The organism is Rossellomorea sp. GQ25, from assembly GCF_059758515.1.
In genome coordinates this window covers 14,891-28,734 of record NZ_JCAXEQ010000011.1, presented here as the reverse complement: position 1 = coordinate 28,734, position 13,844 = coordinate 14,891, and the positions used below count along the sequence as shown (strand labels likewise).

Sequence of the window (13,844 nt, the reverse complement as noted above, 5' to 3'; positions counted from 1 at the left end):
GAATGTATGACTTACAAGAGATGAAGCAATTGGCTTTTGAACTAGAGCAAGATCCTGACATGCTTCCTTATATAAATATTGAGAAAGGCTCGATTGAAGCTTTACCAGAATATCTCAACCACCATGGCTTCAAACATGCCGCCCTCATTGCTGATCAACATACATGGATAGCAGCTGGAAGGGAATTATCTTCTATCTTGGAACAAGGCGGTTTTGAGGTTACCCCTGTAAAGATAACCTCCAATACCAATGGTCAGGTGCTTGCTGATGAACCATCCATCGTCCAAGTGCTTGTTGAAACGCCGTCTCAGACGGATGTACTTCTTGCGGTGGGATCTGGAACGATTCATGACATCACCCGATTCTGCAGCTGCAAAATAGATGCCCCCTTTATTTCTGTCCCTACAGCTGCCTCAGTAGATGGCTTCACTTCCAAAGGGGCACCCTTGATTTTGCGGGGATTCAAGCAGACGATCCAAACTTCTTCCCCTATAGCTGTGTTTGCCGATATCGATATTCTTAAAGAGGCGCCCCTTGAAATGACGGCCGCCGGTTTTGGGGATATGATTGCTAAAATGACCTCTTTGCTAGACTGGAAGATTTCTTATTGGGTAAATGATGAACCTTATAATGAAACGGCGGCAAATTTGACCAGACGTTCTCTTTACAACTGTGTAGATCACGTGAATGAAATCGCCAAAGCTGATGATGAAGGCATTCGAATCTTAACACAGGCACTGATTGAGTCAGGACTTGTGATGCTGCTGCTCGATTTTTCAAGGCCAGCATCGGGAGGGGAACACCATTTATCACACTATTGGGAAATGGATTTACTGAAAAAAGGCGCTCCGCAAGTGCTGCATGGAGCGAAAGTAGGGGTCGCTACCGCCCTCCTGATCAAACTCTATCAATCTTATGCCAATGATGAGAGAGTATTCGGAGCGAACACTACTAGAATTGCAGAAGAAATCTCTCGTCTGCCCGACTATAAAAAGATTTTAGACTGGCTACAATTAACAGGCGGCGCTCAAATACCTTCCGATTTGGGAATAGACAACGAGCTCGTTCATGAAAGTCTTAACAAAGCATTCACGATCCGGGACCGTTGTACAGGTTTGTACTTGATCAATCAGGCGAAAACAGAAGACCTTTCACTTTCATGGAGGAGCTGATATGAGTTGTAAAGCTTGTCCACCCCACATATATCAAGAGGATTTAATGGAACAAATCGAAGATCAGCTCGCTCTTGAGACTGAATTGGTTTCAGATAGCGTTTATGAAAACAGGCTGACCGAGTGTGCTTCATGCCCCTCGCTTCATGAAAAAACCACCTGCATGCATTGCGGCTGTTTTGTCCAATTCAGAGCAAAGTTATCTTATAAACACTGTCCTCATCCAGAGGGCAGCCGTTGGGAAGAAGGAGACGGTTTATGAAGATGAAGTCAAAAGAGATTCAAGTACCAGGTCAAGAAACTTGGACATTATTTCATTTGGAAAATGACCAGGGGATGAGTGTTCATTTTCTAAACTTTGGCGGCATAATCACCAATATTTCCGTCCCTGATTGGAATGGGGATTCTAAAAATGTCGTGCTCAGCTATAAAAATTTCGAGGAGTACGTGCAAAATCCAGGGTATCTCGGGGCATTAATCGGCCGTGTTGCTGGCCGTATTAAGCAAGCTTCTTTTCAATTAGAAGGAAAAGAGTATCAGATTGAAGCGAATGAAGGGGAACATCACCTTCACGGCGGAGAAAAGGGCTTTCATCGACAACTCTGGGAAGCTTCTCCATTTGAAAGCGATGGGGAAGTCGGTGTCACGCTTTCCCACAAAAGTTCTGACGGAGAGGGAGGATATCCGGGGGCTATTAATGTTGCGGTAACCTACACTCTGACCTATGATAATCGCCTGATCATCGACTATTTTGCAGAGACCGATCAGACAACAGTGCTGACATTGACCAATCACTCCTACTTTAATTTGAGTGGACAGGCCGATACTACTATTCATGATCATACTTTACGTTTGAACAGTTCACGCTTTGCAGAGCTGGATGAGGAGCTCATCCCGACAGGAGAATGGATCAACTTAAATGAGACACCTTTTAATTTTAAAAAGCAGAGATTATTGGGTTCGACCTTTTCATATGAAACAACACAACAAAGAGCTGCGAATGGCGGACTCGATCATTTCTTCCTGCTCGATGGGGAAGGCAAACCAGACATTCGGCTGGAGGAGGAGACGTCCAGGCGTACGCTGGAAGTAGAAACAGACCAGCCGGGAGTTGTCATTTATACTTCTAACAATCTTCCAGAAGGTAAACCCTTGGCTGAAGGGAAAACGAGGAAGTACTCAGGTGTCTGTATCGAAACGCAAAGTTCTCCTGCATCCTTACATGAAGTAGGATTTCCCGAGATTGTTCTCTCCCCTGAGGAGCCTTATCACTCACGAACGGTGTTCAAGTTCGGGATAGGAGCAGCTCAATGAGTATGTTTGATGAAACATCAGGATTCCTGCTTGATTTAGATGGAACCGTATGGAGAGAGCTGGAGCTGATTGAAGGAGCAGCAGAATCCATCCAGGAACTTCAAAAGGCAGGGAAACGAGTGGTAGCTCTGAGCAATCGGGGGACACATTCGTGCAGGCAGGTGGCATCTATTTTACAAGACAAAGGCCTGAACCTTGATCCAGAAGATATCATACTGACTTCCCATGTCGCAGCCGAATATTTACGAAAACATCATACGGGTGAAGCGGTTTGGGTGTTAGGGGAATCAGGACTGATCGAAGAACTGCAAGAAAGCGGTATTCCATTAGCTGCACACCCAGAGGATGCTGATTGGCTTGTGGTTTCTCTTCATACAGGGGTCACCTATCACGACTTGGATCAGGCGTTTCAAGCAGCCACTAATGGTGCAAGAGTGATTGCTACGAATAATGATCGGGCCTACCCTAGTTCCCGTGGTGTATCGATAGATGTGGCTGGAATGCTGGGAGCGATTGAAGCAACTACTGGAAAAACGCCTGAGGTCGTAGTGGGTAAACCATCTGTTCATATGTTTGAATGTGCCATGGATCGTCTTCAAGGTACTGTAGAAAAAACTATGATCATTGGCGATAGTCTGGGTTCAGACATCGCGATGGGGAAGTATGGCATCAAAACAGCCCTCGTACTGTCTGGAAATACCACCATAGAGATGATTTCCGATGCGGATAGGACTCCGGATTATGTTCTCCATTCCATTAAAGATTTAGTAGGTACATTAAAGAAGGATTGCATATCTTTGAAATCTATTAAAGGAGACTTGTGATGTACCAGGGAAAAGTAGCGAAGAGTCATATGAAAATCACCGATAGCTTCTGGAAAGAAAGAATGGGCATCGTTAAAAACCAAATGATTCCTTATCAATGGGAAGCATTAAATGATCGATTGACTGATACAGAGCCTAGTCATGCGATTGAAAATTTTCGTATCGCTGCAGGGGAGTCAGACGGAGAATTTTATGGCATGGTTTTTCAAGACAGTGATGTCGCCAAATTTCTGGAGGCTGTTGCTTTTCTGCTGGAAAATGAATCTGATGTTAAATGGGAAAACACAGCGGATGAAGTCATTGACCTCCTGGAGAAAGCGCAAGGGGCAGATGGTTATTTAAATACATATTATACCGTCAAAGAACCTGATAAGCGCTGGACGAATTTACGTGACAATCACGAATTGTATTGTGCAGGTCATTTGATCGAGGCAGCCGTTGCTTATTATAGAGCGACTGGAAAAGTTGAATTTCTAAATATTATGATCAGGTATGCCGATTATATCGACGATATGTTCGGGCCAGAAGACCATAAAATAAACGGATATCCAGGACATCAAGAGATTGAACTCGCACTGGTGAAGCTGTATGAAGTCACCAACAACGAAAAATATATGAAATTAAGCAAGTTCTTTATTGATGAACGAGGCAAGCAGCCGCATTATTTTGATCTGGAAAAACAAGCAAGAAAGGAAGAAAACCCTTATTGGTTTACAGGAGGACATAGGTATAGTCAATCCCATCTGCCTGTTCGGGAGCAGGAAACAGCCACAGGTCATGCGGTTCGCGCGGTGTATATGTATTCAGCGATGGCTGATCTAGCTGCTCACACCAATGACCCTTCACTAAAAGAGACTTGTGAAAAACTTTGGAATAATGTAACCAACAAGCAGATGTACTTGACCGCTGGGATAGGCTCCATGGAATATGGAGAGGCTTTTTCTTTTGATTACGATCTTCCTAATGACTTATCTTATACGGAAACGTGTGCCTCCATCGGGTTGATTTTTTGGGCTAAGCGAATGCTTGAACTGGAGGTTCACCATAAATATGCGGACGTGATGGAACGGGCACTGTACAATGGGGCTATCAGCGGGATGGATTTAGAGGGGCAGAAATTCTTTTACGTCAACCCCCTTGAAGTGGCACCAAAGGAAGTGGAAAGTCGTAAGGAAAAGAAACATGTCAAGCCTGTCAGGCAGAAATGGTATGGGTGCGCCTGCTGTCCACCGAATCTGGCACGTCTAATTGCATCCATTCACCATTATATTTACACAAAAAGTAAAGAAGAAATTTTTGTTCATTTATATATGGGCAATGAAAAAACCATGGAAGTCAGCGGTCACCAAGTGGGAATTACACAGAAGACCAACTATCCTTGGGATGGAAAAATCGCTATTGAGCTCTCATCTGAAGTTGATACGACGTTTACGCTGGCTCTTCGAATTCCAGGGTGGGTCACAACGGTTGAAGTGAAAGTAAATGGTGAGATTATGGATTTCCAACCTATGATGAAAAATGGATATGCCTTTCTCTCACGCACGTGGAAACAAGGGGATAAAGTCGAATTGAACTTGGACATGACGATTCAAAGGGTTCGTGCCCATCCTTCAGTAAGGCATAGCTTTGGAAAAGTGGCACTACAAAGAGGACCGCTTGTTTATTGCCTGGAACAAGTTGATCATGGTGAGAAGCTACACTCAATCTACCTCCCTAAAAATGCTGATCTTAAAGCTGAGTATAAAGGGGATCTGCTGGGTGGTGTTGTTACGCTGTTGGGGGAAGCCGAAAGGGTGGACGATAGTGAGTGGAAGGATGGCTTGTACGGCACAAGTGATCGGGAAGTAAAGCCGATCCAACTAAAAGCTATCCCATATTATGCTTGGTGTAACAGAGAACCAGGCGAGTTGGTTGTATGGATCAATGAAAAGCCATAGATATATAGAGCATCCAATAAAATGATTTTTTTGAGTAAATCTTCAATCAGATAGGTCACCGAAGTTGAAAGTTGTAGTCAGCTTATCAGATTGATCAATGCAGCGCCCCCCTACGGGAATCTTCTATTTTATCTCAAGCTTCTCAAGCAATGCTTGCAAAAGCAAACTAAATGCCACAAGGAGTTCTGCAACTTCTACGTTGATTAATACTAAGAGAACCCACTTAATCAGTGGGTTCTTTCGTAGGTCAATATAATCTATGTTTTTTAAATGAGGAAACTCGGTATATCTTTTAGCTTCCCCTTTGGAGCAGAAGTGGGACAGGCCATTATTATCAATGCTCCATTTTCATCAGGAAAGAATGCATTCATTACTGCAAAAGGCTGATTTAAAAGAATTTAACATAACAATATTGTTTTGCCTCATAGCTACACCAATAGCCTTTTAAGCTATAGGTCGTTTTGTGGCCGGTTTGAGGTGGTACTTCCGACTGGATATTGACTAGATTTTCTTTATTAATACTGATATATCATATTTAATCTCATACTAATATCGTAAAGTTGGAAAACCGATTAAATAGGGGTTTTTACATCTTATCTATTATTATTCAGTTAATACAGTGAATGGGCGGCATGATGTAATCTGCCCCCTCAACCCTTAATATATAAGGATTTGTTGGTAAAGTGAGAGTGGTTTGCTAACATTGAGGATATTAACGGAGGCTTCTCATAAGTTGACCAAACTTGTGGGAAGCTTCTTTTTTATTTCTTGCGAAACATGAAGATATCCATTTTTGGTTATTTGATCATCCTGAATGACCTAAACGGTACATAATTTGTTTTCAGTACTACACCGGCTTTAAATCATTTAGAGAATCTTGATACATCTTTCTGGGAATGTCCTTTAATTTTAGCTAGGAAAATAGGGAAACTAACTGATTTCATGTTCTCGTACACGAATTGTTCCCGGCTTACATCTTTTGCTTCAAGGTAGATGTAGAACAGCTCGTCTTCTGAATGATTGGATATTTATGTTGAAATATAAAAGAAATTGAGAAGAAAAGTACTTAAATGAATGGGGTAGCTACTAACTATTTAGAGTAGTGTTTATTGGCCGTTGAGATACATTATTAATAGCTTAAGTGTTTTGTGAAATATCTGAAATTGTATTGACAATCAGATGTTCAAAGCCTACTATTGATAATAGTTTTCATTATCAACTAGGAGGATAACTTTTTATGGTAAGCCCCAAAAATAAAAAACGAATTTTACTTATGTCTGTACTGGTTCTTATTTTATCTATGGCTTTACTTGGTTGTTCAAGTGAATCAGCAGAAAATGAAAAATCTGAAGCTACCAATGAAAGTGACAATATGATTACTTTTGCTTGGCCTAGAGATATAGGTGAATTGAATCCGCATATCTATAATCCATCTCAATTATTTGCTCAATCCATGGTATATGAACCTTTAGTCAGCTATCAAGATGGAGGAAAGCTAAAACCACATTTAGCAGAGTCATGGGAGATTTCCGAAGATGGGAAAGAATATTTGTTCAACTTACGTAAAGATGTGAAATTTACTGATGGCACAAATTTCAATGCAGAGATTGTGAAAAAGAACTTTGATGCTATATTAGAAAATATGGATTTACACAGTTGGTTAGGATTTATTTCGAAGATCGAACAAACAGAGGTCATCGATGAGTATACATTTAAATTAACATTAACAGAATCATATTACCCTACCATTCAGGAGTTAGCTGTCGTTCGCCCAGTTCGATTCTTAGGAGAGGCTGGTTTCCCTCAAGATGGTGATACTTCAAAAGGAGTAGAAAAGCCAGTTGGGACAGGCCCATGGGTATTAGATGAATATAAAACAGATGAATTTGCTGTTTTTAAACGTAACGAAGATTATTGGGGAGAACTCCCAAGTATAGAGAAAATTAAAGTTAAAGTCATTCCAGATGCTGAAACACGCGTACTTGCTTTCGAAAAAGGGGACTTAGACGTTGTTTATGGTGAGGGAGTTATCGGTATAGATTCTTTTAAGCAATTAGAATCTACAGGTTCCTATGGGACTAGTATTTCTGAACCAGTCGCTACTAGACAGCTAGTTATGAATTCGAATAAAGAACAGCTTTCAGATGTGCGTGTTCGTCAAGCATTACATTATGGATTTAATAAACAAGCAATGGTTGATGGCGTGACATCTGGTTTGGAAGAGAAGGCTGACTATATCTTACCAACAAACTTCCCTTACACTTCAAATGTTGATGCAACCAAGATAGATTATAATGTTGAAAAAGCGAATCAATTACTAGATGAAGCAGGATGGAAGTTGCCAAAAGGTAAAAATATTCGGGAAAAAGATGGGGAAAAGCTGGAAATCGAGTTAATGTATAACTCTGCTGAATCCATTCAAAAAACAATGGCTGAAACATTACAATCTGAGTGGGCAGGATTAGGTGTAAAATTAAATATTGTTGGAGTTGAGCTTACCACTCAAGTTGAAAGATTCAAAGCGAGTGAGTTTGATATGAACTTCTTCAGTAACTATGGCGCTCCATATGACCCACATACTTTCGTAAACATAGTTGCTACAGAAGGTTTTGGATTTAGAGAAGCTATTTCAGCTTATTCCAATAAAGAGGAGTTACTGAACCAAATCGCTCAGGTTAAACAAACAACAGACGAAACGGATCGTCAAGAACTATACACGGCAATTTTAGGCTCACTACAAGAGCAGGGTGCCATTGTACCTATTTCGTATATTAAGAAAATAGCAGTTTATCAAAAGAATGTTTCAAATTTTACATTCCCTGCTAACCGAGATGAACATCCATTTACAGGAATTAGTGTAAACGAGTAAGCGACAGGAGGGGTTTTTATGGGTATTTATGTCTTGAAACGAATAACCACCATCGTTCCAATCTTTCTTTTGGCTACTTTACTAACATTTGGAATGATTAACCTATCACCAGTGGATCCAGCTGAGGCATACTTTGCTGCAGCACATATTCAAGTAACAGATGAGGTGCTGGAACAAAAAAGACATGAGTTCGGCTTAGATCAACCCCTCCTAATTCAATATGTGAACGCCCTTATTAAGATATGCCAGCTTGATTTTGGCATATCTTATGTTACGAATAAACCTGTATGGGAAGAGATTTCCTCTCGAATGCCAGCAACTATTCAGTTAACTATCGGCAGTCTTTTGATAGCAATCTTAGTAAGTGTCCCTTTGGGGTTTATAGCAGGAATAAAAAAGAACAGTGGAATTGACCATTTTAGTCGATTCCTCTCTTTTATAGGGGCATCCATCCCATCATTTTGGCTTGGATATTTATTCATTTTTTTCTTTTCTGTAAAACTAGACCTTTTCCCAGTAGAAGGTACGGGAACCTGGAAACATTTAATTTTACCTTCAGTCACGTTGGCTTTCCCTTTAATAGCTTTATATACCCGACTGTTACGCGCAAGTGTTCTTGAAAATTTACAAGAGTCTTATGTGCTTTTTGCGCGAACGAGAGGGGTTCATGAAAAAATCATAATGGGAAAGCATGTATTAAGAATTGCCATTTCTCCTATGATTACTGGGCTTGGAATGAATTTAGGAAACTTAATGACTGGAGCTATAATTGTAGAGGCAGTCTTTTCGTGGCCAGGGTTTGGGCGGTATTTTATTGAGGCTATTTTTAACCGTGATGTTCCTGTTATTCAAGGCTATGTGCTATTAGCAGCGGGATTATTCCTGATAAGTAACTTAATTGTCGATATTATCCAAATGTATATTGACCCACGTATTACCAGAAAGGGAAGTCTGTACCCATGATAGCGAAGTTTCCTGTTATTTTAAAAAGTCAAAAAGTGGTTGTTATTTGTTCTCTAATACTGTGCGTGCTATTTTTGATTACAATCTTTGCTCCCTGGCTTGCACCTAATGACCCTATCGCTGTTAATTTAGCTCATAAACTACAGCAACCTTCATTGGATTATCCATTAGGAACAGATCATTTAGGTCGATGTACGTTTTCACGTATCTTATATGGGGCACGTATTTCACTAGGGTCTGCTATGCTAATTTTTATTTCAGCTTTAAGTATTGGTTTGATTATCGGTATCTTTGCTGGGTATAAAGGTGGCTGGGTTGATCAAATGCTAATGAGATTCGGTGATGGTCTTATGGCGATCCCAAGTCTTTTGTTTGTTCTTGGTTTTGTTGGTATTTGGGGAGCGGGTCTTAAACAAGTCATTATAGGATTAATTCTCGTACAATGGGTTTATTACGCAAGGGTAATTCGAGGAATGGTTCTAAGTCTGAAAGAACAGAACTATATTACTGCAGCTCAAATTAGTGGATCTACTACATGGACCATCATGAAGAAGCATATTATTCCTAATGTTCTTCCATCTCTAGCGGTAATGGGGACATTAGAAATGGGTTGGGCGATAATGAACTTATCATCCATGTCCTTTTTAGGCTTAGGTGTGCAACCCCCTTTACCAGAGTGGGGGGCGATGATTCACGAAGGGAAGTCATATATCAGAACACATCCAGCATTAATGATTTATCCAGGCTTAATGATTATGCTAGTCGTTGTTACCTTTAATTTATTAGGTGAATCACTATCAGAACGTTTTAGGGTTAAACGGCGCTAATGAAAAAGGACTGTTGAATAATGGAAGCAAATGAGCGAGACATTTTAAATGTAAAAAACTTACATGTGCAAGTAACAACCGACGAGGGTTTTTCCACACTTGTTCAGGACATTAATTTTTCAATGAAAAAAGGGAAGGTTCTAGGTCTTGTTGGGGAGAGTGGTAGTGGGAAAACCGTTACAAGTATGTCTATCCTACAGCTGCATGATAAGAAGAATACGGATATAAGAGGGAGCATTACACTACAAGGAAGGGAATTGAATGGTCTAGAAAACAAAGAAATGCGGAAAATTCGAGGGAAGGATATTGCTTTTATTATGCAAAATCCGATGAATGCTTTTACTCCAGTTTTTACGATTGGTCATCAATTTGTTGAAACCATTCGTTCTCATACTTCATTAAAGAAAAAGCAAGCAAAGGAGCTTGCGATTGATGTGATGAAAAGTGTAAATTTGCCGGATCCTGATAAATTATTAAAAAGCTATCCTTTTCAATTGAGTGGAGGTATGCTTCAAAGAGTAATGATTGCCATGGCTGCATGCTTACATCCCTCCGTTATTATTGCTGATGAACCAACTACAGCACTCGATGTCCATAACCAATTATTAGTCCTTCGTCTATTAGATAAAATCCGTTCTGAATATGGAACATCTATTTTACTCATTTCTCATGATCTTGGAGTCATTTCAGAAATGGCAGATGATGTCATCGTGATGCAACATGGAAGAATTGTAGAAACGGCAAATGTGTTTGACTTATTTGATCATCCACAACACGAGTATACCAAGAAGTTGCTAAAGACAAGGCCGACCTTATATAAACAAAAACAACCCTATACCTATATGTTTTGATTATTGAATGAATTTTCAAGGGGTGATACCAGTGAGCTTATTAGAGGTAAAACAAGTAAATCATAGCTATAATCCTAAGAAGCTTTTTAAAAGAAAGCATCATTCAAAACAAGTTCTAAATGATATTTCCTTTGCTATTGAAGAAGGAACATGTTTAGGCTTAATTGGTACAAGCGGAGCTGGTAAAAGCACCTTAGGGAAAGTGATTCTTGGCATTGAACGTCCACAGCAAGGACAGGTTTTGTTTCAAGGATATGACATTTATAATTCTGATAAAGCTATCCAGCGAATAATACGCCGAGATCTACAAGTTGTATTTCAAGATTCATATTCATCTGTTAATCCGAGGATGACAGCTGAACAAATTATTAGTGAACCATTAAAGAACTATGAAAAACTTTCCTTAGCCGAACAAAAAAGTACGGTTATTTCTCTATTAGAACGAGTTGGTTTGAGTGAAAAAGATTTAAAAAAATACCCAAATCAATTTAGCGGGGGTCAATTACAAAGGATTAATATTGCTAGGGCAATCTCTCTTAAACCGAAATTAATCGTCCTAGACGAATCGGTTAGTAGTTTGGATATGGTTACACAAAGCTTAATATTAGAATTATTAAGAGAATTAAAAGAAGATTTTGGTTTATCTTATCTATTCATTACTCATGATATTAAAGCAGCTTTTACCATCTCAGATCAATTGGGTGTACTAGAAAATGGGGAAATGCTTGAGTTTTACCATTCAAAAGATGAGTTTTTTTACTCAAGAAATCCTGTCATTTTACGAATGAGAGAATCCATTCTTGCAGAACACCCACGTTTTCGTTCACTAACGAAGGGTGCGAACATGGTATAGCCCTACTATTATTATTGTATTCAGAAATAAAACGAAGGATGAGTGTCACAACATATCAAAGATGCTGTGACTTTTTTGTTTTTAAAGGGGAATTGATAAGAGTTTACCAAGTTCTACGTATTCCAACCCGATAAACACATCTCTAACAAATTAACAGTACATGGTTTTAGCCTTGCCCATTATTCTATCTCAGATGACAACACCGCTTCTAGAAGCAGTTGATACTGCGGTAGTCGTCAACTTCCTAATCCAATCTTTATAGGTGGTGTGGCGGTTGTAAGCTTTAATATTTAATAGATATACTGGGTGCTTGGTTTTTAAAATTGAGTAAACTTGCGGGTCTTAAAAAGTGTTTACAATACAAAAGGCTAACATTTTGCAAACGCAATCAAGTGAAAAACAATAAAATATCGTTAAAGATGTTCCATCACTTATTTGTAGAAACCTTGATGTACCACACTTTTAACGAATAGAATGAAAGATATTACACACTCTCACCTTACGGGCGGAATGATGTAATCATCATCCCCGATTCCTGGAGTTTTCCAGATGAAAGTGGTCATTCCTTAGGGAGTGACCGCTTTTTTTTATGAGAAAGAGTTTGGGTGTTTATGATGCCTATAAAATAGGTGAAAAGTAGTATAAGTGATCTATATATACAAAGCTTCCTCCACCATTCATTAAAAATGAAGAAGAGGGTGATGAGCTTAATTATACGACTGGTATTAAGGGAATTAGTTGAAAGAATTATTGCCTGCGATGAGCGGGCAAAAAAGGAATTTGAACGGAGGTGGGAAATTCCCTGGGAACAAATAGGGACGGTACCGATTTCTATAGATGGAAAGGACCAACAGGATTGAATGGTTATCTTCACCGCCTCTGTGATAAAGTAGTGTGAGAACAGTCTAGAAAGAGGGTTTACCGATGGCAATTAAGCAGTACTATCAAGACGCTTATACTAAAACATTTCAAACAGCAATTCAAGATCAACGACAAGATGAACACGGGGGCTGGTACGTCGTGATGGAAGAAACGGCATTCTATCCAACAGGCGGAGGCCAGCCCCATGATACTGGAACAATAAATCACCACCGGGTGATCAATGTGGAAGATGTGAACGGAGAAATCCGTCATTACATAGAAGAGCCATTTGAAGATATCTCAGGGGACGTAAAAGGACAGATCGATTGGGAAAGACGCTTTGATCATATGCAACAGCACGCAGGTCAGCATATTTTATCTGCCGCTTTTGTAGAAGCATTCCAATATGAGACGATCAGTTTTCACTTAGGGAAGGAGATTTTAACTATAGATTTGGACGTAATTGATATAACTGAATCGGAGGCTCTGGAAGCAGAAGCATTAGCGAACCGTGTCATTCAAGAGAGCAGACCGATTGAAACAAGATGGATAACAGAAAAGGAATTGTCCCAATATCCATTAAGAAAGCAGCCAACCGTCACCGACGATATCCGATTAGTGATCATACCGGATTTTGATTACAACGGATGCGGGGGCACACATCCCCGTTCTACAAGTGAAGTAGGAGCGATTAAGATACTCGATTGGGAAAAGCATAAAGGGCATATTCGATTGCAATTTGTGTGTGGGAATCGAGTGCTTAAGCAGTTGCACCGGAAACATGGTCTCTTAAGAGAATTGACGGGGGTATTGCAGGCTCCTGAAGAAACTGTGGTACCAACTGTAGATAGGTTAGTAGCAAAACAAAAAGATCAAGAAAAGGCACTGGAAGGATTGAAAGAAGTTCTTTTGACGTATGAAGCAGAAAGTTTACTTGGAGAAGGAACTCTGCAAGAAGGACATACCTTGATTAAGAAAGCGTACGCAGAGCGTCCCATCCAAGAGCTTCAGAAAATCGCTCAACATATCGTCTCTAAGAGAGAAAGTATGCTCGTGTTATTGGTTGTGCAAAATGATCAAAAACTCCAGCTCGTAGCGGCGAAGGGGTCGTCTCCAAGTGTTAACTTAAGGGAGCTTGCTCAAAAGGTCTTTCCTATGATTAACGGGAAAGGTGGAGGAAAAGAGTCGTTTGTGCAAGGCGGGGGAGAGGCTTTGATGAGTAAGGAAGAGCTTCTTGAAACATTGGTAAAACAAATATAGAAAAGCCTAATTAGCCACCCGGTATGGCCGGGTGGTCATTTAAATTAAATTCATTGCGCCAATTCTACTCATTACACCTGAAAGAATGAAAGAGCCAATGAAATAACCTTTTT

At 40.0% G+C, this 13,844-nt stretch carries 12 protein-coding genes and 1 pseudogene; all 13 read left to right on the top strand.

Features of this window, described 5'->3' with window-relative positions; genetic code table 11:
• Window positions 1–2 precede the first annotated feature (2 nt).
• Window positions 3–1,172 carry a sn-glycerol-1-phosphate dehydrogenase gene (locus tag AC6CIB_RS21770; RefSeq protein WP_498284252.1) on the top strand — a complete coding sequence of 390 codons (1,170 nt, stop codon included), beginning with the start codon at window positions 3–5 and terminating at the stop codon, window positions 1,170–1,172.
• Window position 1,173: 1 nt separating this feature from the next.
• Window positions 1,174–1,434 (top strand): DUF6171 family protein, encoded by a 261-nt coding sequence (locus AC6CIB_RS21765; RefSeq protein WP_498284250.1) that lies wholly within the window; start codon window positions 1,174–1,176, stop codon window positions 1,432–1,434.
• The gene (locus AC6CIB_RS21760; RefSeq protein ID WP_498284248.1) at window positions 1,431–2,486 is read left to right on the top strand and encodes an aldose epimerase family protein; all 1,056 of its coding nucleotides are present in this window, start codon (window positions 1,431–1,433) and stop codon (window positions 2,484–2,486) included. The genes AC6CIB_RS21765 and AC6CIB_RS21760 overlap by 4 nt, the downstream gene beginning before the upstream one ends.
• Window positions 2,483–3,310, top strand: coding sequence for an HAD-IIA family hydrolase (locus tag AC6CIB_RS21755; RefSeq protein WP_498284246.1), 828 nt, complete (start codon window positions 2,483–2,485; stop codon window positions 3,308–3,310). The genes AC6CIB_RS21760 and AC6CIB_RS21755 overlap by 4 nt, the downstream gene beginning before the upstream one ends.
• Window positions 3,310–5,247, top strand: a complete 1,938-nt coding sequence (locus tag AC6CIB_RS21750; protein WP_498284244.1) for a glycoside hydrolase family 127 protein — start codon at window positions 3,310–3,312, stop codon at window positions 5,245–5,247. Before AC6CIB_RS21755 ends, AC6CIB_RS21750 begins: the two co-directional genes overlap by 1 nt.
• A 1,237-nt stretch (window positions 5,248–6,484) precedes the next feature.
• Entirely contained in the window at window positions 6,485–8,116 is a 1,632-nt protein-coding gene (nikA, locus tag AC6CIB_RS21745) for a nickel ABC transporter substrate-binding protein (protein WP_498284242.1), read from the top strand.
• Window positions 8,117–8,134: 18 nt separating this feature from the next.
• A complete protein-coding gene (gene nikB / locus AC6CIB_RS21740; protein ID WP_498284240.1) occupies window positions 8,135–9,079 on the top strand; it encodes a nickel ABC transporter permease subunit NikB in 945 nt (314 codons plus the stop codon).
• Window positions 9,076–9,906: a nickel ABC transporter permease subunit NikC gene (gene nikC / locus AC6CIB_RS21735; protein WP_498284238.1), complete on the top strand. Its 831-nt coding sequence runs from the start codon at window positions 9,076–9,078 to the stop codon at window positions 9,904–9,906. The genes nikB and nikC overlap by 4 nt, the downstream gene beginning before the upstream one ends.
• Window positions 9,907–9,926: 20 nt before the next feature.
• On the top strand, window positions 9,927–10,757 hold the full coding sequence (gene nikD / locus AC6CIB_RS21730; RefSeq protein WP_498284236.1) for a nickel import ATP-binding protein NikD: 831 nt from the start codon (window positions 9,927–9,929) through the stop codon (window positions 10,755–10,757).
• A gap of 31 nt (window positions 10,758–10,788) precedes the next feature.
• A complete protein-coding gene (gene nikE, locus AC6CIB_RS21725) occupies window positions 10,789–11,610 on the top strand; it encodes a nickel import ATP-binding protein NikE (RefSeq protein ID WP_498284234.1) in 822 nt (273 codons plus the stop codon).
• 160 nt (window positions 11,611–11,770) lie between these two features.
• Window positions 11,771–11,928 (top strand): annotated as a pseudogene (locus AC6CIB_RS21720) (MATE family efflux transporter); the annotation flags it as partial.
• 383 nt (window positions 11,929–12,311) lie between these two features.
• Window positions 12,312–12,470, top strand: a complete 159-nt coding sequence (locus AC6CIB_RS21715) for a hypothetical protein (RefSeq protein ID WP_498284232.1) — start codon at window positions 12,312–12,314, stop codon at window positions 12,468–12,470.
• A gap of 64 nt (window positions 12,471–12,534) precedes the next feature.
• Complete coding sequence (locus AC6CIB_RS21710) at window positions 12,535–13,731, top strand: alanyl-tRNA editing protein (RefSeq protein WP_498284230.1); 1,197 nt, start codon at window positions 12,535–12,537, stop codon at window positions 13,729–13,731.
• The last annotated feature ends 113 nt before the right edge of the window (window positions 13,732–13,844 follow it).

What these genes read in the sequence shown, in the direction of transcription:
- AC6CIB_RS21755 (WP_498284246.1), top strand. Translation starts at nt 2,483, where the DNA reads ATGAGTATGTTTGATGAAACATCAGGATTCCTGCTTGATTTAGATGGA.
- nikA (WP_498284242.1), top strand. Translation starts at nt 6,485, where the DNA reads ATGGTAAGCCCCAAAAATAAAAAACGAATTTTACTTATGTCTGTACTG.
- AC6CIB_RS21765 (WP_498284250.1), top strand. Translation starts at nt 1,174, where the DNA reads ATGAGTTGTAAAGCTTGTCCACCCCACATATATCAAGAGGATTTAATG.
- AC6CIB_RS21715 (WP_498284232.1), top strand. Translation starts at nt 12,312, where the DNA reads ATGAGCTTAATTATACGACTGGTATTAAGGGAATTAGTTGAAAGAATT.
- nikC (WP_498284238.1), top strand. Translation starts at nt 9,076, where the DNA reads ATGATAGCGAAGTTTCCTGTTATTTTAAAAAGTCAAAAAGTGGTTGTT.
- nikD (WP_498284236.1), top strand. Translation starts at nt 9,927, where the DNA reads ATGGAAGCAAATGAGCGAGACATTTTAAATGTAAAAAACTTACATGTG.
- AC6CIB_RS21750 (WP_498284244.1), top strand. Translation starts at nt 3,310, where the DNA reads ATGTACCAGGGAAAAGTAGCGAAGAGTCATATGAAAATCACCGATAGC.
- AC6CIB_RS21710 (WP_498284230.1), top strand. Translation starts at nt 12,535, where the DNA reads ATGGCAATTAAGCAGTACTATCAAGACGCTTATACTAAAACATTTCAA.
- AC6CIB_RS21770 (WP_498284252.1), top strand. Translation starts at nt 3, where the DNA reads ATGTATGACTTACAAGAGATGAAGCAATTGGCTTTTGAACTAGAGCAA.
- nikB (WP_498284240.1), top strand. Translation starts at nt 8,135, where the DNA reads ATGGGTATTTATGTCTTGAAACGAATAACCACCATCGTTCCAATCTTT.
- AC6CIB_RS21760 (WP_498284248.1), top strand. Translation starts at nt 1,431, where the DNA reads ATGAAGATGAAGTCAAAAGAGATTCAAGTACCAGGTCAAGAAACTTGG.